Below are 25,448 nucleotides of genomic sequence, written 5' to 3'. Positions count from 1 at the left end.
CGAGAGGTCTTCCCATGGACGCCGTCACCCGAGTCCCGGCCCCGGCCAACGAGCCGGTGCTCACCTACGCCCCCGGCACCCCCGAGCGCGACGAGCTGCAGCAGCGGCTCGCCGAGCTGGCCGCCGCGCCGGTGGAGCTCACCGCCACGATCGGCGCCCGGCAGCGGATGGCCGGCGGCGAGCGGTTCGACGTCGTCCAGCCGCACCGGCACGCCGCCGTCCTGGGCACCTCCGCGCACAGCACGCACGCCGACGCGCAGGACGCCGTCCGCTGCGCGAAGGAGGCCGCGCCCGCGTGGCAGGACCTGTCCTTCGACGACCGCGCGGCGGTGTTCCTCAAGGCCGCCGACCTGCTCGCCGGGCCGTGGCGGCAGACGCTCAACGCCGCCACGATGCTCGGCCAGAGCAAGACCGCGCAGCAGGCGGAGATCGACAGCGCGTGCGAGCTGATCGACTTCTGGCGCTTCAACGTGCACTTCGCCCGGCAGATCCTCGCAGAGCAGCCGGAGTCCTCCGCCGGCGCGTGGAACCGCACCGACCACCGCCCGCTCGAGGGCTTCGTCTACGCGATCACGCCGTTCAACTTCACCGCGATCGCGGGCAACCTGCCGACGGCGCCGGCGCTCATGGGCAACACCGTCGTGTGGAAGCCCGCGCCGACCCAGCAGTTCGCCGCCCACTTCCTGATGCGGCTGCTCGAGGAGGCGGGCCTGCCGCCGGGCGTGATCAACATGCTGCCCGGCGACGGCGTCGCCGTCTCCGAGGTCGCCCTCGCCGACCGCGACCTCGCCGGCATCCACTTCACCGGGTCCACCCCGGTCTTCCAGCACCTGTGGCGCACCGTGGGCGAGAACATCGCCTCCTACCGCGGCTACCCGCGGATCGTCGGCGAGACCGGCGGCAAGGACTTCGTCGTCGCCCACCCGTCGGCCGACGTCGACGTGCTGCGGACGGCGCTGGTCCGCGGCGCCTTCGAGTACCAGGGGCAGAAGTGCTCGGCGGCGTCCCGGGCGTACGTGCCGCGGTCGGTGTGGGGACGGCTCCGCGACGACCTGGTGGCGGTGACCGAGTCGCTGCCGATGGGCGACGTCACCGACTTCTCCAACTTCATGGGGGCGGTCATCGACCGGAAGTCGTTCTCGAAGCTCTCCGGCGTCCTCGACCGGGTGGAGGACGACCCGGCGCTCTCCATCGTGGCCGGCGGTCAGGCCGACGACAGCGAGGGCTTCTTCGTGCGGCCGACGATCATCGAGGGCACCGACCCCGGGCACGAGGTCTTCACCACCGAGTACTTCGGGCCGGTGCTCGCGGTGCACGTCTACGACGACGCCGACTACGACGCGGTGCTGACCCAGATGGAGTCGGTGGCGCCCTACGCGCTCACCGGTGCGGTGATCGCGCAGGACCGGGTGGCGATCGCGCACGCGCAGGATTTCCTGCGGCACGCGGCGGGCAACTTCTACGTCAACGACAAGCCGACCGGGGCCGTCGTCGGGCAGCAGCCCTTCGGCGGGGGGCGGGCCTCGGGCACGAACGACAAGGCCGGCGCGAAGCAGAACCTCATGCGGTGGACGTCGACGCGGTCGATCAAGGAGACGTTCGCGCCCCCGACCGACCACCGCTACCCCTACATGGGCTGAGGGCCGCCGCCGCGATGCTCAGGAGCATCCCGATCGTGGCGCGTCCTCCCGCACGGTGCGCGGTGAGGGAGGACGCGCCACGGTGAGGGAGGTGGTCAGGGCGCCGCGACGACCGGCCAGCGGACGAGGCCGTCCGCGCCGAGCGTCGCGCCGTCGGCCGGGCGGTGCGGGGTCACCCGGCCGTCGGGCATGAGGTGCCCGACGGGCACGTCCCGGCCCAGGACGGCGACGTCGGCGATCAGCCTGCGGTGGCAGCGCCACCACACGTACTCGCTGCACAGCACCGCGACCGTGCCGTCGGCCGCCGCGGCCAGCACCTCGTCGAGCGCTCCGGTGAACTCCGCTGTCCGGGTGTGCGCCGCGTACGCGGCGAACTGGGCGACGGTCCACCAGCCGTCGGCGACCGGCTCACCCGCGGGCAGCCGGCGGCGGCCGCCGAGGCGCTCCTCCCAGCGGTAGCCGATCCCCGCCTCGGGCAGCCACGCGGCGAGCGCCTCCCGTCGCACGTCCGGGTTGGCGCGGCTCCCGGGGAAGCGCCGCACGTCCACCAGCAGGTCCACACCGGCCGCGGTCAGCCGGGCGCCCAGGGCGGCGCGGTCGTCGGACCCGTGGCCCACGGTCAGCAACCCCACGGCTCCTCCCTACCCGCGCGTGGCCGGCGACGCCCGGGCGGTCATGATCGGCAGGTACCGGGTGGACGACGGCGGGTGAGCGGGGGAACGGTGGAGGTGCAGGCCCCTCTGTGGCGGTCCGGCGGGGTGCAGTCGCTGGTCGGCGTCACGGCGCTGGGGTTCGTCAGCTACTTCCTCACCCTCGCCTCGCTCCCGGCGTACGCGGTGGCCGGCGGCGCGGCGGAGAGCACGGCAGGGGTGGTGACCGCGGTCTTCCTCGTCGTCACCATCGCGGTGCAGTCGGTCGTCCCTGCGTTCGTCGGCCGCTTCGGCACCGGCCCGGTGTTCGTGGCGGGGCTGCTTGCGCTCGGTGTGCCCTCCCCCTTCTACGTGCTGGACGACGGCGTCGGCTGGATCTCGGCGCTGTCGGCGGTGCGCGGCGCCGGCTTCGCGGTCATCACCGTCCTCGGCGCGACCCTGGCAGCACGGGTGGCGCCCCCGGAGCGGCGCGGGGAGTCCATCGGCCTGTACGGGCTCGCCATCGCGCTGCCCAACATGGCCGCCGTCCCCGTGGGTGTGGCCCTCGTGCTCGGTGGGCACGTCGGGCTGCTGTCCTGGCTGGCGGCCTCACCGGTGCTGGGCCTGCTGTTCCTGCCCGCGCTGCTGCGGGCGGCGGGCGGCGGCGAGGAACCCGCGCCGGCCGGCAACGCGCGGGCCGCGGTGCGGGCGGCGCTGGCGCCGTCGGTGGTGCTGTTCGTCGTGACGACGGCCGGCGGCGGCTTCGTGACCTTCCTGCCCATCGACCGCCCCGATGGGCAGCTCGCCACCGCCGCCCTGCTCCTGTGGGGCCTGACCGGCGCGCTCAGCCGCTGGCGGGCGGGTGTGCTGGCCGACCGCCTGGGCACCGCGCTGCTGCTGCCGCTGTCGGTGCTGACCGCAGCGGTGGGGCTGGCGGTGACCGGTGCGGGGCTGTGGTGGGGCACGGGCTGGGTCCTGCTGGGAGCCGCGCTGTTCGGCGCCGGCTTCGGCGGGGTGCAGAACCTGACGCTGCTGCGGGCCTTCGCCCGGGCCGGGGAACGGGGCACGACGGCGGCCAGCGCGCTGTGGAACGCCTCCTTCGACGCGGGCACGGCGGCCGGGGCGCTCCTGCTCGGGTTCGCCTACGGCGCCGCCGGCCTGCCCTGGACGCTGGTCGTGTCGGCCGCCGCGCTGGCCGTGGTGCTGCCGCTGGCGCGGGTGTCGGCCCGCGCCCCGCTCACCCGTGCGTGAGCTCAGCCCTGCCGGGCGGCGTGCAGCGAGCGGAGGAAGAGGATCTCCTCGGCGGAGCGCCGCAGCCAGGTGCGCAGCCCGTCCGGGTCGTCGCGGTTGGCGTCGCGGACCTGCCCCAGCTTGAGCTGGCGGGTGCTGGCCTGCGCGCGCTGCGCCGTGGGCAGCGCCCGGCCCTCGGCGCGGGCGATCGCGGTGAGCCCCGCGCCCACGAACACGAGGTCGCGGATCTCGTCCAGGCCCGCGAGCAGCCGCTCGGCGGCGGCGTCGTCGCCCGCGGTCAGGGCGGTCAGGAGTTCGTCGGCGCGGCGGCGGCCCTCGGCGGCCGGGTCGGGCGTGGTCACGGCACCACTGTGCCCCGGCCGCGGGGGCCGGGGCACGGCGGGGGCGCCGGGTCAGGCGTCGCGGCGGCGCAGCACCAGGTAGCCGGCGAGGAGGACGGCGGCCACCTCGGCGCAGAACACCGCGAAACCGGTCCAGGGCTCGAGCAGGTCCGGGTTGAACGACACCGGCGTGGCGACGACGGAGCCCGCGTTCCCCGGCATCAGCTTGGTGGCCCACTCGCCCCAGGCGCCCGGCAGCAGCATCACCATGTTGCCGACCACCAGCAGCAGGGCCAGGACGATCGACAGCGCGGCGGCGGTGTGCCGCACGAGCAGCCCGACGGCGGCGGCGAACAGCCCGATGCCGGCCATGTACAGCCCGCTGCCCAGGAGTGACCGCAGGACGCCGTCGTCGCCGAGCGCCAGGCCGACGCCCTCCCGCTCCAGGAACCAGTTGCCGCCCAGGTAGCCGAGGACGGCCGTGACCGTGCCGGCGACGAACAGCGTCCCGGTGAGGACCAGCGCCTTGGCCCCCAGCACGCGGCCGCGGTGCGGGGTCGCCGTCAGGGTCGCCCGGATCATCCCGGTGCCGTACTCGCTGGTGACCACGAGGGCGCCGAGCACGATGGCGGTGATCTGCGCGACCGTCATGCCCCAGGTGATGAACGAGCCGGCGGCCTCCCCGGTGGTGCCCTGCGCGAGGTCGGCGGCGCTGACCGCGCAGACCAGCACGGTCAGGCCGGCCCCCAGGGTGACCAGCGCGCCGATGGACCACGGCGTCGAGCGCACCGACCAGAACTTGATCCACTCCGCGCGGAGGGTGTGCGCGAAGCCGGGGCCGCGGACACCGGGGACGTGCCGGTCGGGGTCCAGCGCGACGGTGTCGGGCACCGATGTGCTCAGGGTTCCGGTCATCGGGTGGCTCCTGCGGGGGTCCGGTCGCGCGCGGTGTACTCGACGCTCGCGGCGGTGAGTGTCATGAAGGCGTCCTCGAGGGAGGAGCTGACGAGGGTGAGCTCGTGCAGGAGGTGCCCCTGCCGGCCGACCAGCTCGCCGATCGCGGCGGCGTCGCGACCCTGCACCCGCAGCTCGTCGCCGACGGCGGTGACCTCCAGGCCGTCGCGGCGCAGCAACTCGGCCACCTCGGACCGCTGCGGGCTGCGCACCCGCACGTAGGAGGCGGCGTGCTCGGCGATGAAGTCGGGCATGGAGCAGTCGGCCAGCACCCGGCCCCGTCCGATCACCACGAGGTGGTCGGCGGTGAGCGCCATCTCGCTCATCAGGTGGCTGGACAGGAAGACGGTGCGGCCCTCGGCGGCCAGCTGCCGGGTCAGGGTGCGCACCCACCGGATGCCCTCGGGGTCCAGGCCGTTGACCGGCTCGTCGAGCACGACGACCGGCGGGTCGCCCAGCAGGGCGACGGCGATGCCGAGCCGCTGGCCCATCCCGAGGGAGAACCGGCCCACCCGCTGCCCGGCGACGTCGGTCAGCCCGACCAGCTCCAGCACCTCGTCCACGCGGTGCACCGGCAGCCCGTTGCTCGCCGCCATCCAGCGCAGGTGGTCGCGGGCCGAGCGCCCGGGGTGCAGGGCGCGGGCCTCCAGCAGTGCGCCGACCTGCCTCAGCGGCGCGGGGAAGTCGGCGTAGCTGCGCCCGCGCACGGTGATGGTGCCGGCGGTGGGCCGGTCCAGGCCCAGGAGCATGCGCATCGTCGTGGACTTGCCGGCGCCGTTGGGGCCGAGGAAGCCGGTGACCCGGCCCGGGTGCACGGTGAAGGAGATGCCGTCGACGGCGGTGCGTTCGCCGTACTTCTTGGTCAGGCCCCGCGCCTCGATCATCGCGGGCCTCCGGAGAGCGGTCGGGAAGTCATGCCCTGGAGCCTCTCGGCCGCAGCGGCCCGGGACCATCGGGGAGCGCCCTGATCGGACCCTGAGATCTCCCTGGGAGCTCAGGCGGTCCGGGGCAGGGGCATCCCGGGGTGCAGCTCCCGGCGCAGGGCGCGCGCGGCGGCCTGACCGGCCCGGTTGGCGCCGATCGTGCTCGCCGAGGGTCCGTACCCGACCAGGTGGATGCGCGGCTCGCCGACGACCTGCGTGCCCTCCACGCGGAAACCCCCGCCCGGCGCGCGCAACCGCAACGGGGCCAGGTGGCCGACCGCCGCGCGGAAGCCGGTGGCCCACAGGATGACGTCGGCCCGGACGAACCGGCCGTCGTCCCAGGCGACCCCGTCGGCGGTGATCCGGTCGAACACCGGCAGCCGGTCCAGCACCCCGCGGTCGAGCCCCTCCCGGATGTAGGGCGTGGAGGTCAGCAGGCCGGTGAGGCCCACCACGCTGCCCGGCCGGCGGCCCTCGCGGACGGCCCGCTCGACCTCGGCGACGACGGCGCGGCCGGCGTCCTCGTCGAAAGGGCCCTCGCGCCAGACGGGTGGCCGGCGGGTGACCCACGTCGTCGAGGTCACCCGGGAGATGTCGGCCAGCAGCTGGGTGGCCGAGGCGCCGCCACCGACCACGACGACGTGCTGGCCGCGGAACTCGTCCGCGGAGCGGTAGTCCACGGTGTGCAGCTGGCGCCCGCGGAACAGCTCCTGCCCGGGGTAGCGCGGGACGAACGGCCGGGTCCGGGTGCCCGTGGCGTTCACGACGGCGCGGGTGGTCCAGGTGTCCCGGTCGGTGGCGACGGAGAACCGGTCGTCGCCCGCCCGGTCCACGGCGGTGACCCGCACCGGCCGCAGCACCGGCAGCTCGAAGCGCCGCTCGTACTGGGCGAAGTAGGCGGGGACGGACTCCACCGCGGGTGCGCCGTCGTCCTCGGGTCGGAAGGGCAGGCCCGGGAGGTCGTGCACCCGGTGGGTCGTGCCGAGCGTGAGCGAGGGCCAGCGGTGCCGCCAGGCGCCGCCGGGGGCCTCCTCGCCGTCGAGCACCACGAACCCGGTGCCCCGCTCGAACCCCTGGCGGGCCAGGGCCCAGGCCGTGGAGAGCCCGGCCTGCCCGGCGCCGATCACGACGACCTCGACGTCGTGGACGGGCTCGGCAGACGTCACCCCACCGACAACCGGCCGCCGGAGCCGCTGCTTCCCACCCTCCGGGCGACGGGACACGGCAGATCCGGTTCCGTAGCAACCGACCGGCCGGTACGGTGCGCCGGGCAACGACTGGCCGACGGGGGGAGGGCGGCATGACCGTGCCCGGTGACCGGTCGGCGGACCCGTGGTTCGCCTCCGTCGAGGTCCAGGTGCGCGGAACGGCCGCGCGACCTGAGTTCGCGGCCGGTGAGCGGCTGGACGCCGCGGGCGCTGCGGTGCTCGAGCGGGCGCGCGCCCGGGGTCTTCGGACGGCGGTGCTGACGCGGGACCGCGACGTCTACGGCGAGGACCTCGACTGGGTGGTGGACCGCTGGATCGACTGCGACACCCACGAGGCCGACGGGATCGTCGGCGCCGTGCTCGCGCTCGGGGGAACCGCGGCCGTGTGCGGGGCCGCGCCCGGGTCCGCCGGCCCCGCGGCCGTCGCCGCGCGTGCCCTGGGGCTGCGCGGCCCGACGCCCGGTTCACCGGCGGTGACCGGTGACCGCGGCGGCCTGCACCGGGCGCTCGCCGCGGCCGGACTGGCCGGCGTGCGCTGGGCCGAGGTGGCCGCGGACGCCGAGGACCTGACCTCCCCGGTCGGCTACCCCTGCGTGGTGCGGCCGGCCGGCGGTGACGCGGGACGGGCGGGTCTGGTCTCCGACGAGCGGGAGCTGCGCGAGCTGGCGACCCGGCACCTGGCGGGGGTCGACCACGGGCGGGCGCCACGCCGGCGGCTGGTCGTGGAGGAGCACGTCCCCGGCCCGCGGTTCGGGGCCGACGGGTTCTCCGACGGCGGGAACCACGTCGTCCTCGGCTGGTCGGAGATCGTCACGGCCCCTCCACCGCTGCTGGACCACCTGCTCCGCACCGTGACGAGGCGTCCGCCGGTACCGCACGCCACCGGCTGGGTCCGGGGCTGGCTCGCGGCGGCCGGCCACGACGCCGGGCCGTTCTCCCTGGAGTTCGTCGTCGGTCCCACCGGACCGCGGCTGGTCGAGGTGGCGACCGGCCTCGCCGGCGACGGCGCGCACGCCTGCGTCGAGCAGGTGAGCGGGGTGGACACCGCCGACCTCGTGGTGGCCCGGCTGCTGGGTGAGCCCGCGGCCGGCCCCGCGCAGGGAGGCATGGCGGGTGCGTGCACGCAGCTGCACCTGACCGCCCACGCGGCGGGCCGGGTGCGCGCGGTGGCCGGGGTGCGCGACGTCGGCGCGATCCCGGGTCTGGTCGTGGCCGAGATCTTCACGGACGTGGGCTCCGCGACCGGGCCCGCCACCGGCCTGCCGGGGCGCCTGGGGCACGTCGTGACCGTCGGCGAGACCCCCGAGCAGTCGCGGCGGCGAGCCGCGGCCGCGCTCGACGGCATCCATGTGGTCATCGACGGACCCGATGCCGTGCCCTCCGCCCCGCGGCCGGGCGTCCGTGCCTGCGAGGACGGGCCCGCCGTCGTGGGTCGCCGCCGGGCGCGCGGACCGCGGACCTCCTGACCGGCACCGGCGCAGCCGTGACGGGCTCGAGGAGCTCGAGACCGGCGGCCTGGTCGTCCCGATCCGCGGCTTCCAGCTCGGCGCCTCGCCGAGCCTGGAGAGCTCCATCCTGCAGCCGGCCGACGTCCCCGGTGGCGTGACCGTGCTGGAGGAGGCGTTCGAGGGCGAGTTCGCCGAGGCCATCGCCGGCTGAGCTGTGCTACCCGGCGCCCCCTGCCCCGCGCGGGGAGGGGGCGCCGTCGCGTCCCGCCTACAGCCGCCGGGCGCGCGCCACCGGGGTCAGCCGGAGCGCCAGGAGCGCGCTGAGCCCGGCGGCCGTGGCCAGGGGCAGGGTCGCCGTCGTCGCCCGGGCGGCCACGGCCATCGCGAACGGCGCGGCGAAGCCGAGGTAGGCGAAGGAGAGGAACAGCGACGTCAGCGCGCCGAGGCGGCCCGGGGCGGCGAGCCGCGCGGTCAGGGTCAGGCCGGCGGCCAGGCACAGGCCGCCGCCCGCGCCGAGCAGCGGTGCGGCCAGGGCGAGCCACGGCAGCGCGCCGGTGGCGGCGAAGGCGGCGGCGCACGCGAACCCTGCCGTCCCCGCCGCGGTGCCGACGACGGCCGTCCACGAGCCCAGGCGGCGCTGCAGCCCGGCGACGACCGTCCCCGCGCCGAGCGTCACCCCGGCCAGCACCCCGGTGACCGCGACACCCGCGGAGGGCAGCTCCACGAGCAGCGGGACGGCGCTGATGACGGTCGACGGGAACGCGTAGACGCAGACCGCCACCGGGGCCAGCACGCTGAGCACCAGCAACCCGTCGCCCGGACGGACCAGCGGGGCGGCCGGCGTCACCTCCGTGCCGCCGCGCCGGCCGGGCACCAGGTCGACCGTCTCGGGCAGCCGGAGCGCGAAGGCCAGGCCCGCCGCGACGAGCACGGTGTGCACGAGGTAGGGCAGCACGGTGGGTGCTGGGGCGTACTGGCCGAGCAGGCCGCTGGTCAGCGGACCGAGCGAGAACCCGGCGGTCATGGCGACGGCGGCGCGCCGCCCGCCGGCGCCCTCCCCGGAGGCCTTGGACAGCTCGCCGACCCACGCGCTGCCGACGCTGAAGACGACCCCGCTGACCACGCCCTGCGCGAAACGGGCGGCGAACAGCAGGAGCAGGGAGTCCCCGGCCGCGGCGAAGGCCAGCGACGCCAGGCCGGACAGCACGATGCCCGGGATCGCCACCCGCCGGCGGCCCAGCCGGTCCGACAGCGGGCCGGCGAGCATGAGGGCCGGGACCAGCCCGGCCGCGTAGCAGCCGAACAGCGCCGTCAGGACCTCGGCGGACAGGTCCAGCCGCTCCTGGTAGACCAGCAGCAGCGGGGTGGGGACGTTGGTGCCCGCCGCGACGGCGAACAGCGCGAACACGGCGCGCTTCCAGCTCACCGGCGCACCCTACGGTGGTGGGCCGTCCGTGCGGCCGCGGCTGAGTCCTCGGGCGCGGCCGGTGGCTGCGGAGCGAGCGCGACCGGAGGGGCGGCCCGGGAAGCGGTCAGCGGCGATGGCCGAGGGCATCGCCGCTGGTCAGCTCGCTGCGTGGTGCGCCATCAGGGACTCGAACCCCGAACCCGCTGATTAAGAGTCAGCTGCTCTGCCAATTGAGCTAATGGCGCGGTGCGCCCGGCGGCCGGGCACGAGAGAGAACCATACCAGCGACCGCGGCGCCGCCCGAGCCGGGGGCGGGTGCTCTTCGCCACGTACCGGCGCTCGCCCCCGCGCCGGTGAAGCGCGTCCCACCCCCGGTGTCGTCCCGCCGTGGACACTGTCAGGAGTGCTCCTGCCGGGGTCCGGGCGGGAACAGGGGAGAGGAGTCGGACGAGGTGCGACGCACAGCCACCATGCTCGCCGCTGGGGCGCTGGTCCTGCTGGCCGGCTGCAGCGGGTCGGAGGCCGAGGAGGCGGCCGGGCGGTCGGCCGAGCCGACCGCCGTGGCCGAGCCGGCGACGGTCGAGCTGGCGGTCGCCGACGGGGCGGTGGACGTCTCACCCGTGGTCCCGCTGGAGGTCACGGTCACCGGCGGTGAGCTCGACGAGGTCACCCTCACCGACGCGGCCGGGGCCGCCGTCCCCGGTGCCCTCGGGGACGACGCCGACGACGACGGCACCGCGGTCTGGGTGCCCGAGACGCCGCTGGCGTACGGCGCCGGCTACACGCTGACCGCGACCGCCTCGGGCGACGCGGCGGAGCCGGCCACGGCGACCTCGTCCTTCACGACGGTGGACCCGGTGGCGGTCGTGACTCCGGGCATCGGCCCGCTCGACGGCCAGACCGTGGGCGTCGGGATGCCGATCCGCGTCTACTTCTCCGAGCCGGTGGTCGACAAGGCCGCGGTCGAGAGCAACCTCGTGGTGACGAGCTCGACGCCCACCGACGGCGTCTGGAGCTGGTTCAGCGACACCGAGGTGCACTTCCGCCCCTCCACGTACTGGCCCGCCCACACCGACGTCACCGTGGACGCCAACCTCTACGGCGTCGACTTCGGCGACGGCGTGTGGGGGGAGAAGGACCGCTCGATCTCCTTCTCGATCGGGGAGCGCCACGTGTCCATCGCCGACGCCGCGACGCACACCATGCAGGTCTACGACGGCGACGAGCTGGTGCAGACCTTCCCGATGAGCGCGGGCGGCCCCGAGTTCCCCAGTCGCAACGGCCCGCACGTGGTCACCGAGCTCAACCGCAACCGGGTCATGGACTCCAGCACCTACGGCACACCGGTCGACAGCCCCAACGGCTACCGCACGCCGGTGGAGTACGCGGTCCGGCTCAACGACAACGGCGAGTTCGTGCACGCGGCCCCGTGGTCGGTCGCCCAGCAGGGAAACGAGAACGTCTCCCACGGCTGCATCAACCTCTCCACCGAGCGCGCCGCATGGTTCTTCGACTTCTCGCAGCCCGGTGACGTCGTCGAGATCGAGAACTCGATCGGCCCGACGCTCTCGGCCGCCGACGGCGCCATCTACGACTGGGCGATCCCGTGGGAGGAGTGGGTCGCCGGCAGTGCGCTGGCGTAGCCCGGCGTTTCCGCGACACCCCCAGAGGGCACCACGACGGCGCATCCGAGGAGGGGATCGTCGTGGAGCCGTGGTTGATCGTCGTGCTGATCGTGGTCGCGCTGGTGCTGCTGGCGTTGGTGGCGTTCGCGCTCACCAGGCGCTCGCGGACCTCGGGGGCCCGCAAGCGGGCGCAGCAGCGTGAGGAGGCCCGCGACCACCTGCGCGAGGCCGAGATCCGCGGCGCCCGCGCCGAGAAGGAGCAGGCCCTCGCCGAGGAGCAGGCGGCCCGCGCCCGCCGCGAGCTCGCCGAGGTGCAGGAGCGCGCCGCGCTCGCCGAGCAGGAGGCCCGCCAGCGCGCCGCCCGCGCGGACGAGGACCGCACCGCCGCCGAGAAGCTGCGCGCGGAGGCGCAGCGCCTCGCCCCCGACGTCGCCCCCGACGGCCGGCAGCCGCACCCCGAGGGTGGCGCCACGCGCATCTGAGCCGCCACCGCTCAGTTCCCGCCCCGGCGGCGGTCCTCATCCCGAGGACCGTCGAACCGGAGGGGTGCCATGACCGATCTGCTGGCCATCGGGACGCGCAAGGGGCTGTGGCTGGCCCGCAGCGACGACGACCGCCGCACGTGGTCCCTGGACGGGCCGCACCTGCTGGCCCAGGAGGTGGCGGCGGTCTCCGTGGACACCCGCCGCCCGACACCCCGGGTGCTGGCCGGCGTCCAGTACGGGCACTGGGGGCCGTCGGTCACCTGGTCCGACGACCTCGGCCGCAGCTGGCAGGAGACCGACCACGGGGCCATCCGCTTCCCGGAGGACACCGGCGCCGCGCTCGGCCGGGTGTGGCAGCTGCGGCCCGACACCGCCGACCGCCCCGACCTGGTGTGGGCCGGGTGCGAGCCGCAGTCCCTGTGGCGCAGCACCGACGGCGGCTGCAGCTTCACCCTCGTCCGCGGGCTGTGGGACCACCCGCACCGGCCCACCTGGGAGCCCGGGGCCGGTGGCGGGGCGGTGCACACCGTGCTGCCCGACCCGGCCACCGACCGGGTGACCGTCGCGATGAGCACCGGCGGGGTCTACGTCAGCGATGACGGCGCCACCGGGTGGGCGCCGCGCAACAGGGGCATCAGCGCCGTCTTCCTGCCCGAGCCGCCGGAGTACGGGCAGTGCGTGCACAAGGTCGCGGTCGACGCCGGCGATCCCGCGCGGATGTACGCGCAGAACCACTTCGGCGTCTTCCGCACCGACGACGGCGGCGGGTCCTGGACGTCGATCGCCGACGGGCTCCCCGCCGACTTCGGCTTCCCGATCGCCGCCTCGCCGACCGTGCCCGGCACCGCCTGGGTCGTCCCGCTGGTCGCTGACGTGCAACGCGTGCCGCCGGACGGCCGGCTCCGGGTGCACCGCACCCGCGACGCCGGGGGCAGCTGGACCGAGGTCGGTGCGGGGCTCCCGGACGGTGCCTGGACCGCGGTGCTGCGCGACGCCTTCTGCACCGACGACCACGAGACCACCGGCCTCTACCTCGGCACGCGCGACGGCTGCGTCTACGCCAGCGTCGACGAGGGCGAGACGTTCACCCTGGTCGCCGACCACCTGCCCGACGTGCTCGTCGTGCGGGCGGCCCGGCTGCCGTGAGCGGAGCCGGCATGACCGTGGAGGTGGTGCTGCCCGGGTCGCTGGCCGACCTCGCCGGGGGGACGCGGCACCTGCGGGTCGACCCGGACGGCGCCACGCTCGGCGCCGTGCTCGACGCGGTGGCCGCCCGTCATCCGGTGCTCGGCCGGCGCATCCGCGACGAGGCGGGCGCGGTGCGGCGGTTCGTCAACGTCTACGTCGACGGGGAGGACGTGCGCTGGCAGGCCGGCCTGGCGACGGCGGTCCGCGACGGCGCGGTGGTGCAGGTGCTGCCGTCGGTCGCCGGCGGCTGACGGGAGCATAGGGAGCTATACCTGCGTCTGGGCCCCCGATGCGCACGTGAAGCTTCCTATGCCCCAGGAGCGCAGAGGGCGGTCCTGTGCTCCGGGGCCTCAGAGGGCGGCGAGGGTGGCGCAGTTGGGGCAGAGCTGCGTCTCGTCGTAGCCCTCCGGCGGCCACGGCAGCTGGTCGTCGACGGCGACGTAGGCCCCGCAGAGCGCCTTGCGGCTCTGCCCGCTCACCCGGCCGATCGTCGCGTGCGCCGGGCCGATCTGGCGGGGAGTGAGGCCTTCGGCGCCGAAGGAGCCGACCATGACGACCGCGTGTGCCGTGCCGTACGCGTAGACGCTCGTCATGCGCCCAGAGTCCGAGTCCGCGGCCGGTTGCGCCACCACCGGCGGGCACGTGTCGGCCGCACCCGTCACACCACCCCCACGCGACCCGCGTGGTGTGCGACTCGGGCGGGGGTGGCCCCGTCCCGAGGCTCGCCGCGAGCTCGCGAGCGATGGGTGGGACGGGGGTCCTTCTCAGGAGGAGCCGTAGATCCTCTCGACCTCCGTCGCGAACTCCTTCATGACCACCGAGCGCTTGAGCTTCAGCGAGGGGGTCAGCTGCCCGCCCTCCACCGTCCACTCCACCGGCAGGACGGCGAAGGAGCGGATCGACTCCGCCTTGGACACCTGCTCGTTCGCCGCGTCCACGGCCGCCTGGATCTCGGCGAGCACCTCGGGGTCGTCGACCAGGTCGGTCAGCGGCGTGCCGGCGGGACGGCCCTTCGCCTCCAGCCACCCGGGCAGCGCCTCGGCGTCCAGCGTGATCAGGGCGCCGATGAACGGGCGGTTGTCGCCGACGACGATGCACTGGCTGACCAGCGGGTGGGCGCGGATGCGGTCCTCGAGCACCGCGGGGGAGACGTTCTTGCCGGCCGAGGTGACGATCAGCTCCTTGATCCGGCCGGTGATCGTCACGTAGCCCTCGGCGTCGAGCACCCCGATGTCGCCGGTGCGGAACCAGCCGTCGCGCATGCACTCCGCCGTCGCCTCGGGGTTGTGCCAGTAGCCGCGGAACACCTGGGGCCCGCGCACGAGGATCTCGCCGTGCTCGTCGATGCGCACCGCCGAGCCGGGAGCGGGGCGGCCCACGGTGCCCACCTTCATGGCGTCCGGGCCGCTGACGGTGCTCGGCCCGGCGGTCTCGGTGAGCCCGTAGCCCTCGAGGATGGTGACGCCGATGCCGCGGAAGAAGTGGCCGAGCCGCTCGCCGAGCGGGGCGCCGCCCGAGAGGGCGTACTCCACCTGGCCGCCCATCGCCGCCCGCAGCTTGCCGTAGACCAGCCGGTCGAACAGTGCGTGCTGCAGCTTCACCCCGAGCGAGGGGCCGCCGGCGTCCTGGCCCTTCGACCAGGCGACGGCGACCCGCTCGGCGCGGTCGAAGATCGCACCCTTGCCGCCGGCGTGGGCCTTCTGCCGCGCACCGTTGTAGACCTTTTCGAACACTCGGGGCACCGCGACGAGGAACGTCGGCCGGAAGGTGCCGAGGTCGGCCAGCAGCGAGGTCAGGTCGGCGGTGTGGCCGAGCCGGGCGCCGTTCTGGATGCAGCCGACCTCGATGATGCGCGCGAAGACGTGCGCCAGCGGCAGGAAGAGCAGCGAGCTGGCGCCCTCGGCCACCATCGCCGGGATCACCCGGGGGGCGAGCTCGGCGACGTAGAGCAGGTTGCCGTGGGTGAGCTCGCAGCCCTTCGGGCGCCCGGTCGTGCCGGACGTGTAGATGATCGTCGCGAGGCTGTCGGTCGAGAGCTCCGCGCGCCGCTCGGCCAGCACCTCCTCCGGCACCTCGCCGGCCCGCGCAGCCACGGCGTCGAGGTCGCCGGCCGCGATCGTCCAGACCTCGCGCAGGTCGGGTAGGTCGGTGCGCACCGACTCCACCAGGGCCCGGTGGGCGGCGCTCTCGACGACGACGGCGACCGCGCCCGAGTCGGACAGGATCCACTGGGCCTGCTCGGCCGAGGAGGTCTCGTAGATCGGGACGCCGACGGCGCCGGCGGTCCAGACGGCGTAATCGGCCAGGGTCCACTCGTAGCTGGTGCGGGCGAGGATCCCGACCCGGTCACCCGGCCCCACACCGGCCGCGATCATGCCGCGCGCGAGCGCCGCGACCTGGTCGGCGAACTCCCGGCTCGTGACCGGGACCCAGCTGCCCCCGACGCCGCGGCTGAGCGCGACCCGGTCGGGGTTCTCGCGGGCGTGGGTGGTCACGGCGTCCGGCAGGGCCGCGGTGGAGGGGATCTCGAAGGTGGCGGGGCTGGAGTACTCCTGCACGGGTGGGCTCCTCGGGTGACGACACGACGATGTGACGTGGCTCGCGAAGATACAGAACGAGCGGTCTGTATGTTCGGGTTCCCGGCGCGGGAACCGCCGGGGATCCAGGACGTCCCGGAGGTCGGTGTGCAGTCAGCGCTCTACGAGGCCGAGCACGAGTCGTTCCGCGCGATGCTGCGGGACTTCCTCGCCAAGGAGGTCACGCCGCACCACGACGAGTGGGAGAAGGCAGGCGTCGTCGACCGCGCGGTCTGGCTCCGGGCCGGCGAGCAGGGCCTGCTGGGCATGGACGTGCCCGAGGAGTACGGCGGCGGCGGGGTCAAGGACTTCCGCTACAACGCCATCCTCTCCGCCGAGGTCAGCCGGGCCGGGGCCAGCGGCCTCGGGTTCACGCTGCAGAACGACGTCGTCGCCCCCTACCTGACCGGGCTCACCACCGACGAGCAGAAGCGGCGCTGGCTGCCCGGGCTGGTCAGCGGCGAGATCATCACCGCGATCGCCATGACGGAACCGGGCGCGGGCTCGGACCTGCAGGGGCTGCGAACCACGGCCCGCCGCGACGGGGACGGGTGGGTGCTCAACGGCTCGAAGACCTTCATCACCAACGGCATCAACGCCGACCTGGTCATCGTCGTGGCCCGCACCGCCCCCGAGGCCGGCGCCCGGGGTTTCTCGCTGCTCGTCGTCGAGCGGGGCATGCCGGGGTTCGAGCGCGGGCGCAACCTCGACAAGATCGGACTCAAGGCGCAGGACACCGCCGAGCTCTTCTTCGAGGACGTGCGGGTGCCCGCGGCCAACCTGCTCGGCACCGAGGGCCACGGCTTCTTCCACCTCATGGAGAACCTCCCGCAGGAGCGCCTCTCCATCGCCGCGGGCGCCGTCGCCTCGGCCCGCATCGTGCTGGACCTGACCGTCGGGTACTGCAAGGAGCGCACCGCGTTCGGCAAGCCGATCGGGACCTTCCAGAACACCCGGTTCGAGCTCGCCGAGATGCACACCGAGGTGTCGATCGCCGAGATCTACCTGGAGAAGGCGATCCTCGAGCACAACGCCGGCCGGTTCACCGCCGAGGACGCGGCGATGGCCAAGTGGTGGACGACGGAGCTGCAGAAGCGCGTCGTCGACCGGTGCCTGCAACTGCACGGCGGCTACGGCTACATGCTCGAGTACCCGGTCGCGAAGGCCTTCCTCGACTCGCGCATCCAGACCATCTACGGCGGGACGACCGAGATCATGAAGGAGATCGTCGGTCGATCCCTCGGCGTCTGACCCCACCCGAAGCCAGGCGAGAGGACCACCCATGACCGCCGAGGCGTTCATCTACGACGCCGTGCGCACCCCGCGCGGCAAGGGCAGGACGACCGGTGGGCTGCACTCGGTCAAGCCGATCAGCCTGACCACCGGCCTGATCGACGAGGTGCGCAGGCGCAACCCGCAGTTGGACCCGGCACTGGTCGACGACATCGTCCTGGGTGTCGTCTCGCCGGTGGGGGAGCAGGGCGCGGTCATCGCGCGCACGGCGGCGCTGGCCGCCGGCCTGCCCGACACCGTGGCCGGCGTGCAGATCAACCGCTTCTGCGCCTCGGGCCTGGAGGCGGTCAACCTGGCCGCGCAGAAGGTCCGCTCCGGCTTCGAGGACCTGGTGCTCGCCGGCGGCGTGGAGTCGATGTCCCGCGTGCCCATGGGCTCCGACGGCGGGGCCTGGCCGATGGACCCCGAGACCGCCGCGCGCACGGGGTTCGTGCCGCAGGGCATCGGGGCCGACCTGATCGCCACCCTGGCCGACTGGAGCCGGGAGGACGTCGACGCCTACGCCGCCGAGTCGCACGCCCGCGCGGCCAAGGCCTGGTCCAACGGGTACTTCGAGCGGTCCGTCGTCCCCGTGGTCGACAGGAACGGCACGGTCGTCCTCGACACCGACGAGCTGGTCCGGCCCGGCACCACGGTGGAGTCGCTGGCCGGCCTGCCCTCGGCCTTCGCGGGCATCGGCGACATGGGCGGCTTCGACGCCGTCGCGCTGGACAGGTACCACTGGGTGGAGCGCATCGAGCACGTGCACACCGCCGGCAACTCCAGCGGCATCGTCGACGGCGCCGCGCTGGTGGTCGTCGGCACCGAGGAGGCGGGCAGCCGCAACGGGCTCACCCCGCGCGCCCGCATCGTGAGCGCCGCCGTCTCCGGCTCCGACCCGGTGATCATGCTGACCGGTCCGGCGCCGGCCACGCACAAGGCGCTGGCGAAGGCCGGGCTCACCGTCGGCGAGATCGACCTGGTCGAGATGAACGAGGCGTTCGCCGCCGTCGTCCTGCGGTTCATGGCCGACACCGGCTTCCACCACGAGCAGGTCAACGTCAACGGCGGGGCGATCTCGATGGGGCACCCGCTGGGCGCCACCGGCGCGATGATCCTGGGCTCGCTCGTCGACGAGCTCGAGCGGCGCGACCTGCGCTACGGCCTGGCCACCCTGTGCGTCGGCGGCGGGATGGGCATCGCCACCGTCGTCGAGCGGATCTGAGGAGCTCTCGTGCCTGACAGCACCATCCGCTGGGAGCAGGACGCCGACGGCGTCGTCACGCTCACCCTCGACGACCCCTCGTCGTCGGCGAACACCGTGAACGACGCCTACGTGCGGTCGATGGGCGAGACGATCGACCGGCTGGAGCGGGAGAAGGGCTCGATCCGCGGCGTCGTCCTCACCAGCGCGAAGAAGACCTTCTTCGCGGGCGGGGATCTCGGCAGCCTGATCCGGGCCACGCCGGAGACCCGTGACCAGGTCCTCGCCCAGGTGACGCTGGTGAAGCGCCAGCTGCGCCGGCTGGAGACCCTCGGCCTACCGGTCGCCGCCGCCGTCAACGGCGCCGCCCTCGGCGGCGGCCTGGAGATCGCGCTGGCCACCCACCACCGCGTCGTCCTCGACGACCCGAAGGTCAAGCTCGGCTTCCCCGAGGTCACCCTCGGGCTGCTGCCCGGCGGCGGCGGGGTCGTGCGGTCGGTGCGGCTGCTCGGCCTGACGACGGCGCTGCTCGAGCTGCTGCTCCGAGGCCAGCAGGTGCGACCGGACGAGGCGCTGGCGCTGGGGCTGGTGCACGAGCTGGCGGGCCCCGACGACCTGGTGGCGAAGGCCCGCGCCTGGGTGCTGGCGAACCCCGACGCCGCCCAGCCGTGGGACACCGAGGGGTACGAGGTGCCCGGCGGCACCCCGTCGACGCCGTCGCTGGCGAGCAGCCTGCCGGCCTTCCCGGCCAACCTGACCAAGCAGCTCAAGGGCGCGCCCTACCCCGCGCCGTACGCGATCCTGTCCGCCGCGGTCGAGAGCCTGCAGGTGGACGTGGACACCGCGTTCACCGTCGAGGGCCGGTACTTCGTCGACCTCGTCGTCGGGCAGGTGCCGACCAACATGATCCAGGCGCTGTGGTTCGACCTGAACCGGATCAACGGCGGCGGCTCCCGCCCGGCGGTCGAGGACGACTACGCGGCACGCAAGGTCGGCGTGCTCGGCGCCGGGATGATGGGTGCGGGCATCGCGCACGCCTTCGCCGGGGTCGGAGTCGAGGTGGTGCTCAAGGACGTCGACGTCGCGGCCGCGGAGAGGGGCAGGGCGCACGTCTCGGGGCTGGTCGGCAAGCAGGTCTCCCGAGGGCGGATGAGCCAGGACGAGGCCGACGCCTTCCTCGCCCGCATGACCCCCACCGGCGACGCCGCGGACCTGGCCGGCTGCGACGTCGTCGTCGAGGCGGTGTTGGAGGACACCGCGCTCAAGCACCGGGTGCTCAGCGAGGCGGAGGCGAACGCGGCGCCGGATGCGCTGCTGGCCTCGAACACGAGCACGCTGCCGATCACGGGTCTCGCCGAGAGCGTCCAGCGGCAGGCCGACGTCGTCGGCATGCACTTCTTCTCGCCCGTGGACAAGATGCCGCTGGTCGAGCTGATCGTGGGGGAGCGGACGTCGGACCAAGCGCTCGCCCGCGCCTACGACGTCGTCCGGCAGATCGGCAAGACCCCGATCGTCGTCTCCGACAGCCGGGGCTTCTTCACCAGCCGCGTGTTCGGCACCCTCGTGATGGAGGGTGCCGCGCTGCTGGCCGAGGGGCTGGCGCCGATGAGCGTGGAGCGCGCCGCGCTGCAGGCAGGCTTCCCGGCCGGCCCGCTGACCCTGCTCGACGAGGTGACGCTGACCCTGCCGCTGAAGATCCGCGACGAGGCCGCCGAGGCCGGGGCCGCCGACGACCACCCCGGGGTCGCGGTGCTGCGGGCGCTGGTCGAGCGGGGCCGCACCGGCAGGTCGGCCGGCAAGGGCTTCTTCGACTGGGAGCCGGAGAAGCGGGTCTGGTCCGGTCTCTCCGAGCTCTTCCCGACCACCGACGCGGTGCCCTTCACCGACGCGCAGGAGCGGCTGCTGTTCGCCATGGCCGTCGAGACGGCGCGCTGCCTGGAGGAGCAGGTGCTGCGCACCGTCGAGGACGCGAACATCGGCTCCATGATGGGGATCGGCTTCCCACCCCTCTACGGGGGCGTCCTGCAGTACGTCGACCAGTACGCCGGCGGGGTGGCGGGGTTCGTCGCCCGGGCCGACGAGCTGGCCGACCGCTACGGCGAGCGTTTCCGCCCGCCGGCGATCCTGCTGGAGCGCGCCGTGCCGGCCGGCAGCCTGCGCGCTGCCGTGGCGGTCTGACCGCGACGGCGGGGGAGCGGGGCGCCGCCGGTTCCCGGCGTCCCGCTCCCGCGCCCCTCCCTACGATCCAGTGCATGCCACGGGGGAGCGGGGACGGTGGGAGCACCGCCGCCCCGACGGTGCGCCGGACGCAGGCGGAGCGGCGCGCCAGCACCCGCGAGGCGCTCGTGCGCGCCACCGTCGGATCGCTGGTGGAGCTCGGCTACGCGCGCACCACCACCCAGGAGGTGCAGCGCCGGGCCGGTGTCTCCCGGGGTGCGCTGACCCACCAGTTCACGACCAAGGCCGACCTGGTGCTGGCTGCCGTCGACCACCTCTACGAGGAGTTCAGCGCCAGCGTGCGCCAGGCCGCGGCCGACCTGCCGGCGGACGCGGTCGCCCGCGTGCGGCTCGGCGTCCGGCTGATCTGGGAACGCTTCCACGGCGAGCTGTTCGTCGCGGCGATGGAGCTGTGGGGCGCCGCCCGCACCGACCCCGAGCTCCGTGCGGCGCTGCTCCCGCACGAGCGCCGGCTGGGGGTGCAGCTGCGTGCCCTGGCGATGGAGGTGTTCGGCGAGCAGGTGGCGCGGCACCCGCAGGCCGAGGCGGTGTACCAGGTGCTGCTCACCTCCATGCGGGGTCAGGCGCTCACCTACGCGCTGCAGCCCGACGCCCCCCGCACCGGCCCGCACGTGGAGCACTGGCAGTCGATCGTGGAGGCCTTCACCGGCCGCGGGGACCGCCTGGGAAGCTGATGCCTCCCGGAGTCCTTCGGAGGGGGCGGATCCGTGGCCACGACGGCCCTGCTCGTGCTCGACCTCGTCGGGACCTTCGCCTTCGCGCTCAACGGGGCCCTGACGGCGCTGCGCACCACCCGGCTCGACATCGTCGGCGTGGTCACCCTGGGCATGATCACCGCGCTCGGGGGTGGCACCATCCGGGACGTCTTCCTGGACAGCCTGCCCCCGGCGACGTTCCTCGACTGGCGCTACCTCGCCGTGGCCGCGGGTGGGGGCCTCATCGCCTTCTTCGCCGGTCCCTACCTGGAGCGGCTCAACGGGGCGATCAACGTGCTGGATGCGGCCGGCCTGGGCCTCTTCGCCGTCACCGGTGCCCTCAAGGCGCTGGATCTGGGCTTCGGCCCCGCGCAGGCGGTGATCGTCGGTGCGATCACCGGCGTCGGTGGCGGCACGCTCCGGGACGTGCTGATCCGGCAGGTCCCCTCGGTGCTCACCAGCGGTCTCTACGCCGTCCCCGCGCTGGTCGGCGCGACGGCGGTGGTGGTGGCGGAGCTGCTGGGCACCCGCGGCCCGGCCGCCTCGATCAGCGCCGCCGCGCTGTGCTTCACGATCAGGATGGTCGGGGTGCACTTCGACGTCCACGCGCCGTTCCCGCCGGTGCGCGCCCGCCGCGACCGGGAATGAGGAGAGGCGAAGTCGCCCACCGACCGCCGGAGCTGCTGCGGGGACGGATCAGGTGCGCTCGGCCACGGGCACGATCTCGCCGCTGTCGATCCGGGCGCGGTAGCCGTTGATCTCCCGCTTCACCACCCGGGCCAGGATGTAGAGGCCGATGATGTTCGGCAGCGACATGAGGAAGATCATGCTGTCGGAGAAGCCGATCACCGCGTCCAGCGTCGAGGACGCCCCGATGACCACGAAGAGGCAGAAGACCAGCTTCCACGTCCGGTCGACGAGCATCGACTCGCCGAACAGGTAGGTGGCGGCCTTCAGCCCGTAGTAGCTCCAGGCGAGCATCGTCGAGTAGGCGAACAGGATGACCGCGACCGCCAGGACGATCGGGAACCAGTCGACCACGGTCTCGAAGGCCGCCGACGTCGTCTCCACTCCCGGGTCGCTCGCCTCGTCGGCGTAGGTGCCGGTGATGACGATCGCCAGCGCGGTCATCGTGCAGATGACGACGGTGTCGATGAACGGCTCGAGGACGGCGACGTGGCCCTCGGTGGCCGGCTCGTCCGTCTTCACCGCGGAGTGCGCGATGGCCGCCGAGCCCAGGCCCGCCTCGTTGCTGAACGCCGCCCGGCGGAAGCCCTGGATGAGGACCCCGACGATGCCGCCGTACCCGGCCTCGGGTGTGAAGGCCTGGGAGACGATCGCCCAGAGCGCCTCGGGGATCTGCGACAGGTTGGCGAACAGCACCGTCAGGCAGGCGATGACGTAGAAGACCGCCATGAACGGCACCAGCTTGTCGGTGACCCGGGCGATGCTGCGGATGCCGCCGATGATGACCGCCCCCACCAGCAGGGCCAGGACCAAACCGAACACCGCACCCGCGGCGCCGAACCCGAGCGGGCCGTCCTCGCCGCCGGTGACCGACTGCGCCTGGTTGAACGCCTGGTTGGCCTGGAACATGTTGCCGCCACCGACGGCCCCGCCGAGGGTGAAGATGCAGAACAGGACGGCGAGCACCTTGCCGAACGTCCCCAACCCCGGGCTCTTCTCCCGCAGCCCCTTGGTCAGGTAGTACATCGGCCCGCCGGAGACCCGGCCGTCGGGGTAGACGTTGCGGTACTTCACCCCGAGCGTGCACTCGACGCCCTTGGTGCACATGCCGAGCAGGCCCGCGATGATCATCCAGAGCGTGGCGCCCGGCCCACCCAGCGAGATCGCCACCGCCACGCCGGCGATGTTGCCGAGGCCGACGGTGCCCGACACCGCCGTCGCCAGGGCCTGGAAGTGGGTGACCTCCCCGGCGTCCCGCGGGTCGTCGTAGCGGCCGCGGACGAGCTCGATCGCGTGCTTGAACGCACGGAACTGGAAGCCGCGCAGGTAGATCGTGAAGAACAGGCCTGCGATGACCAGCCAGACGACGATCAGCGGGAGCTCCACGCCCTCGTCGATGAAGTCCAGCGGGACGGCGAAGAAGACGATCGTGGTGATCACCTCGGAGACCGGGGCGAAGAAGCCGTCGACCCGCTCGTCGAAGGTGGCGGCCAGCAGCGGGTCGGACGGCGAGGTCATCACGGCACCACCAGGACGGGGACGGGGGAGAGCTGGATGAGGCTGCTCGGCGTCGAGCCGAACAGCAGGGTGCGCACCCGGCTCTGCCCCACGCGGCCGACGGTGATCCAGGCGGCGTCGTGCTCGCGGGCCAGGCGCACCAGCGTCTCGGCGGGGTGCCCGTGCCGGACGACCCCCTCGATCGCGAGGTCGCCGGGCTCGGAGAGCCGGGTGATCACCGGCTCGAGGACGCGCTCGCGGGCCGACGTCGCCTCCCGTTCCTTCTCCACGTGCCGGCGTTCGTTCTCCTCGGCGGTGGTGAAGGAGTACGGCGACCAGGGGACGACGCAGGCGAGGACCAGCTGCAGAGCGTGCCGGCGGGCCGCGTCGGCGGCCGCGTCCGCGGCGCGACCGCTCGCCTCGCTGCCGTCCAGGCCTACCAGGATGGATTCGGGCACGCGCCCACCTCCGGCGGAGACGATGATCCGGCGAACGGTAGCGGTGATCGCGCCGATCGGCAGGTCGAGCGGATCGCCCGCCCGGCCGGGTCAGGGCGCCGGTGTCCCGGGCCGAGCGTGTTCTCGACCGGGGCCGTCGCCGCGCTCCTCGGTGGGCGGGTGGGCAGGTGCCTCGTCGGCAGCCGCCTCCCCGTCCTCCGGTGGTCGCGGCGCCTGCCGGCCGACCTGCCGCCGCCAGCCCTGCACGGCGGCGGCGAGCACCCCGGCCACCGGCACCGCGACGAACAAACCCAGCAGGCCGAACGCGGAGGCCGCCCCGGTGGTGAGCAGCAGCACGACCAGGGGGTGGAAGCTGATCGCCCGGGACAGCAGCAGCGGCGCGAGCACGTTCCCCTCGACCTGCTGCACCACGGCGACGATGAGCAGCGCCCACAGCGCCGTGCTCCAGCCGTTGGTCACCCCGGCGACGGCCACCGCCACCGCGCCCGCGATGGTCGCTCCCACCAGGGGTACGTAGCCGAGCAGGAACGTCAGCGCACCGATGGGGAGCGCGAGCGGGACGTCCAGCAGCCACAGCCCGAAGCCGATGAGGACGCCGTCGACCAGACCCGTGGCCGTCGAGGCGTAGAACCACGCCCCGGCCGTGCGCAGGCCGGCGCGGAAGGCGGCGTCGGTCGGCGACCGGTACTCGACCGGCAGCGCCCGCACGAACTGCCGCCACAGCCGGTCACCGCTGGTGAGGGCGAAGAGCGTGAAGAAGAGCGCGATGAGCAGGACGGTGGTGATGTTCCCGACGGCGTTCAGCCCCTGCGCCGCCGCGCCCCCGAGCCCGGTGGCCGCCGACCCCACCGAGGACTCGAGCTGCTGGAGCACCTGGTCGAGCCCCGCGTTGTCCAGGTCCTCGGTCCGAGCCTGCACCCACTCGGTGGTGGAGTTGACGGCGTCGACGCTGGCGGCGACCAGGCCGGGCCAGGCCTCGATGAGCTGGAGGACCAGGAAGGTCAGCACGCTGACGAAGAAGGCCAGGTAGCCCACGACGCAGAGGATCGCCGCGAGGACGGCCGGGACGCCGTGCCGCCGCAGCCAGCTGGCGATGGGCCACAGCATGGCGACCTGGGCGATGCCGAGCATGGCGGCAGCGGCGACGAACTGGACCTGGAGCACCAGCCAGACCAGCCCGAGCGCGGCGAGCCCGATCACCAGAGCCCGTCCCGCGATCATCGCCTCCCGCTGCAGGAAGCCCGTGCGGCCGGCCGGTGGTGGGGGCGTCGCGGGGTGCGCACCCACCGCGGTACCGGGGGTGCGCCGGGGTCGTGCCGCGGACGGGTCCCCGAGAGGGGACGGTGCCTGTCCCGTCATGCCGCCACCTCCGTCCGACCGAGCGCAGGTGCGTCCCGGAGGGGGCACCTCGTGGCGCGCCCATCCTCGCGCCTCCGCCCGCCCTGCGCGCATGCCCGCATGATGACGTGCCCCCCGGGTAGCCGTCCGGGGGTAACCACCACGTCGGACGTGCGCGCGGTCGCCGAGGGCCCGCGCCGAGTGGGAGGAGGATGCCGTGCTCGGGCTGATCGGACTGCTTCTGGTCGTGTGGCTGGCGCTCGCTGTCGTCGGTGCGGTCGTGGAGGGGCTGTTCTGGCTCCTGATCATCGGTGTGGTGCTGTTCCTGGCCACCGCCGCCTGGGGCTGGACCAAGCGCAACACCAGGGTCTGACCGCCGGGGCGGCCGGTCCGCGGGACCGGCC

At 74.3% G+C, this 25,448-nt stretch carries 25 protein-coding genes and 1 tRNA gene; 14 read left to right on the top strand and 12 right to left on the bottom strand.

The window, feature by feature from the left end; genetic code table 11:
• Positions 1 to 14 precede the first annotated feature (14 nt).
• Positions 15 to 1,640, top strand: coding sequence for an L-glutamate gamma-semialdehyde dehydrogenase (gene pruA / locus ACI79W_RS19385; RefSeq protein WP_456563717.1), 1,626 nt, complete (start codon positions 15 to 17; stop codon positions 1,638 to 1,640).
• A 95-nt stretch (positions 1,641 to 1,735) separates the two neighbouring features.
• Here the strand turns inward: pruA and ACI79W_RS19380 are convergent, their stop codons facing one another.
• Positions 1,736 to 2,272 (bottom strand): DUF488 domain-containing protein, encoded by a 537-nt coding sequence (locus tag ACI79W_RS19380; RefSeq protein ID WP_456563716.1) that lies wholly within the window; start codon positions 2,270 to 2,272, stop codon positions 1,736 to 1,738.
• Between the two features lie 75 nt (positions 2,273 to 2,347).
• Between ACI79W_RS19380 and ACI79W_RS19375 the strand changes: the two genes are divergently transcribed.
• Positions 2,348 to 3,520 carry an MFS transporter gene (locus ACI79W_RS19375; protein WP_456563715.1) on the top strand — a complete coding sequence of 391 codons (1,173 nt, stop codon included), beginning with the start codon at positions 2,348 to 2,350 and terminating at the stop codon, positions 3,518 to 3,520.
• A 2-nt stretch (positions 3,521 to 3,522) separates the two neighbouring features.
• Here the strand turns inward: ACI79W_RS19375 and ACI79W_RS19370 are convergent, their stop codons facing one another.
• From ACI79W_RS19370 to ACI79W_RS19355, 4 genes are all read right to left on the bottom strand, one after another.
• Positions 3,523 to 3,861, bottom strand: coding sequence for a hypothetical protein (locus ACI79W_RS19370; RefSeq protein ID WP_456563714.1), 339 nt, complete (start codon positions 3,859 to 3,861; stop codon positions 3,523 to 3,525).
• A gap of 51 nt (positions 3,862 to 3,912) precedes the next feature.
• The gene (locus tag ACI79W_RS19365; protein ID WP_456563713.1) at positions 3,913 to 4,755 is read right to left on the bottom strand and encodes an ABC transporter permease; all 843 of its coding nucleotides are present in this window, start codon (positions 4,753 to 4,755) and stop codon (positions 3,913 to 3,915) included.
• A complete protein-coding gene (locus ACI79W_RS19360; protein ID WP_456563712.1) occupies positions 4,752 to 5,678 on the bottom strand; it encodes an ABC transporter ATP-binding protein in 927 nt (308 codons plus the stop codon). Before ACI79W_RS19360 ends, ACI79W_RS19365 begins: the two co-directional genes overlap by 4 nt.
• 110 nt (positions 5,679 to 5,788) lie before the next feature.
• Positions 5,789 to 6,883 carry an NAD(P)-binding domain-containing protein gene (locus tag ACI79W_RS19355; protein ID WP_456563711.1) on the bottom strand — a complete coding sequence of 365 codons (1,095 nt, stop codon included), beginning with the start codon at positions 6,881 to 6,883 and terminating at the stop codon, positions 5,789 to 5,791.
• 134 nt (positions 6,884 to 7,017) lie between these two features.
• On the opposite strand from ACI79W_RS19355, the gene ACI79W_RS19350 reads away from it, so the two are divergent.
• A complete protein-coding gene (locus ACI79W_RS19350; protein ID WP_456563710.1) occupies positions 7,018 to 8,391 on the top strand; it encodes an ATP-grasp domain-containing protein in 1,374 nt (457 codons plus the stop codon).
• Positions 8,327 to 8,584 carry a hypothetical protein gene (locus ACI79W_RS19345; RefSeq protein WP_456563709.1) on the top strand — a complete coding sequence of 86 codons (258 nt, stop codon included), beginning with the start codon at positions 8,327 to 8,329 and terminating at the stop codon, positions 8,582 to 8,584. Before ACI79W_RS19350 ends, ACI79W_RS19345 begins: the two co-directional genes overlap by 65 nt.
• Before the next feature lie 57 nt (positions 8,585 to 8,641).
• On the opposite strand, the gene ACI79W_RS19340 is transcribed toward ACI79W_RS19345, so the two are convergent.
• Both ACI79W_RS19340 and ACI79W_RS19335 read right to left on the bottom strand, forming a co-directional pair.
• Positions 8,642 to 9,799, bottom strand: a complete 1,158-nt coding sequence (locus tag ACI79W_RS19340) for an MFS transporter (RefSeq protein ID WP_456563708.1) — start codon at positions 9,797 to 9,799, stop codon at positions 8,642 to 8,644.
• Between the two features lie 151 nt (positions 9,800 to 9,950).
• Positions 9,951 to 10,026 (bottom strand) — tRNA-Lys (locus ACI79W_RS19335).
• Positions 10,027 to 10,233: 207 nt separating this feature from the next.
• Between ACI79W_RS19335 and ACI79W_RS19330 the strand changes: the two genes are divergently transcribed.
• The 4 genes from ACI79W_RS19330 to ACI79W_RS19315 all read left to right on the top strand — a co-directional run bounded on the left by ACI79W_RS19330 (position 10,234) and on the right by ACI79W_RS19315 (position 13,330).
• Positions 10,234 to 11,424: a L,D-transpeptidase gene (locus ACI79W_RS19330; RefSeq protein ID WP_456563707.1), complete on the top strand. Its 1,191-nt coding sequence runs from the start codon at positions 10,234 to 10,236 to the stop codon at positions 11,422 to 11,424.
• 62 nt (positions 11,425 to 11,486) lie between these two features.
• Positions 11,487 to 11,888: a hypothetical protein gene (locus tag ACI79W_RS19325; RefSeq protein WP_456563706.1), complete on the top strand. Its 402-nt coding sequence runs from the start codon at positions 11,487 to 11,489 to the stop codon at positions 11,886 to 11,888.
• A gap of 69 nt (positions 11,889 to 11,957) precedes the next feature.
• Positions 11,958 to 13,037, top strand: coding sequence for an exo-alpha-sialidase (locus ACI79W_RS19320; protein ID WP_456563705.1), 1,080 nt, complete (start codon positions 11,958 to 11,960; stop codon positions 13,035 to 13,037).
• Positions 13,038 to 13,048: 11 nt separating this feature from the next.
• Entirely contained in the window at positions 13,049 to 13,330 is a 282-nt protein-coding gene (locus ACI79W_RS19315) for a ubiquitin-like small modifier protein 1 (protein ID WP_456563704.1), read from the top strand.
• A 99-nt stretch (positions 13,331 to 13,429) separates the two neighbouring features.
• Here ACI79W_RS19315 and ACI79W_RS19310 read toward each other — a convergent pair whose 3' ends face one another.
• Both ACI79W_RS19310 and ACI79W_RS19305 read right to left on the bottom strand, forming a co-directional pair.
• Entirely contained in the window at positions 13,430 to 13,672 is a 243-nt protein-coding gene (locus tag ACI79W_RS19310) for a hypothetical protein (protein ID WP_456563703.1), read from the bottom strand.
• Positions 13,673 to 13,843: 171 nt separating this feature from the next.
• Positions 13,844 to 15,637: an AMP-dependent synthetase/ligase gene (locus ACI79W_RS19305; protein ID WP_456563702.1), complete on the bottom strand. Its 1,794-nt coding sequence runs from the start codon at positions 15,635 to 15,637 to the stop codon at positions 13,844 to 13,846.
• 69 nt (positions 15,638 to 15,706) lie between these two features.
• Here ACI79W_RS19305 and ACI79W_RS19300 point away from each other — a divergent pair, with 69 nt between their 5' ends.
• The 5 genes from ACI79W_RS19300 to ACI79W_RS19280 all read left to right on the top strand — a co-directional run bounded on the left by ACI79W_RS19300 (position 15,707) and on the right by ACI79W_RS19280 (position 21,712).
• On the top strand, positions 15,707 to 16,906 hold the full coding sequence (locus tag ACI79W_RS19300) for an acyl-CoA dehydrogenase family protein (RefSeq protein WP_456563701.1): 1,200 nt from the start codon (positions 15,707 to 15,709) through the stop codon (positions 16,904 to 16,906).
• A gap of 31 nt (positions 16,907 to 16,937) precedes the next feature.
• Positions 16,938 to 18,152, top strand: a complete 1,215-nt coding sequence (locus ACI79W_RS19295) for an acetyl-CoA C-acetyltransferase (RefSeq protein ID WP_456563700.1) — start codon at positions 16,938 to 16,940, stop codon at positions 18,150 to 18,152.
• 9 nt (positions 18,153 to 18,161) lie between these two features.
• Positions 18,162 to 20,309: a 3-hydroxyacyl-CoA dehydrogenase NAD-binding domain-containing protein gene (locus tag ACI79W_RS19290; protein ID WP_456563699.1), complete on the top strand. Its 2,148-nt coding sequence runs from the start codon at positions 18,162 to 18,164 to the stop codon at positions 20,307 to 20,309.
• Positions 20,310 to 20,383: 74 nt separating this feature from the next.
• The gene (locus ACI79W_RS19285; protein ID WP_456563698.1) at positions 20,384 to 21,043 is read left to right on the top strand and encodes a TetR/AcrR family transcriptional regulator; all 660 of its coding nucleotides are present in this window, start codon (positions 20,384 to 20,386) and stop codon (positions 21,041 to 21,043) included.
• Positions 21,044 to 21,076: 33 nt separating this feature from the next.
• On the top strand, positions 21,077 to 21,712 hold the full coding sequence (locus ACI79W_RS19280) for a trimeric intracellular cation channel family protein (protein ID WP_456563697.1): 636 nt from the start codon (positions 21,077 to 21,079) through the stop codon (positions 21,710 to 21,712).
• Between the two features lie 48 nt (positions 21,713 to 21,760).
• Here ACI79W_RS19280 and ACI79W_RS19275 read toward each other — a convergent pair whose 3' ends face one another.
• The 3 genes from ACI79W_RS19275 to ACI79W_RS19265 all read right to left on the bottom strand — a co-directional run bounded on the left by ACI79W_RS19275 (position 21,761) and on the right by ACI79W_RS19265 (position 24,993).
• Positions 21,761 to 23,269: an alanine/glycine:cation symporter family protein gene (locus tag ACI79W_RS19275; RefSeq protein ID WP_456563696.1), complete on the bottom strand. Its 1,509-nt coding sequence runs from the start codon at positions 23,267 to 23,269 to the stop codon at positions 21,761 to 21,763.
• On the bottom strand, positions 23,269 to 23,706 hold the full coding sequence (locus tag ACI79W_RS19270; protein WP_456563695.1) for a universal stress protein: 438 nt from the start codon (positions 23,704 to 23,706) through the stop codon (positions 23,269 to 23,271). Before ACI79W_RS19270 ends, ACI79W_RS19275 begins: the two co-directional genes overlap by 1 nt.
• Before the next feature lie 90 nt (positions 23,707 to 23,796).
• Complete coding sequence (locus ACI79W_RS19265) at positions 23,797 to 24,993, bottom strand: AI-2E family transporter (RefSeq protein ID WP_456563694.1); 1,197 nt, start codon at positions 24,991 to 24,993, stop codon at positions 23,797 to 23,799.
• Positions 24,994 to 25,261: 268 nt separating this feature from the next.
• Here ACI79W_RS19265 and ACI79W_RS19260 point away from each other — a divergent pair, with 268 nt between their 5' ends.
• On the top strand, positions 25,262 to 25,417 hold the full coding sequence (locus tag ACI79W_RS19260; RefSeq protein ID WP_456563693.1) for a hypothetical protein: 156 nt from the start codon (positions 25,262 to 25,264) through the stop codon (positions 25,415 to 25,417).
• Positions 25,418 to 25,448 lie beyond the last annotated feature (31 nt).

This window comes from Blastococcus sp. SYSU DS0533 (genome assembly GCF_054050775.1).
Note: the sequence above shows the minus strand (reverse complement) of the source record. Positions and strands in the feature narration are given on the sequence as shown.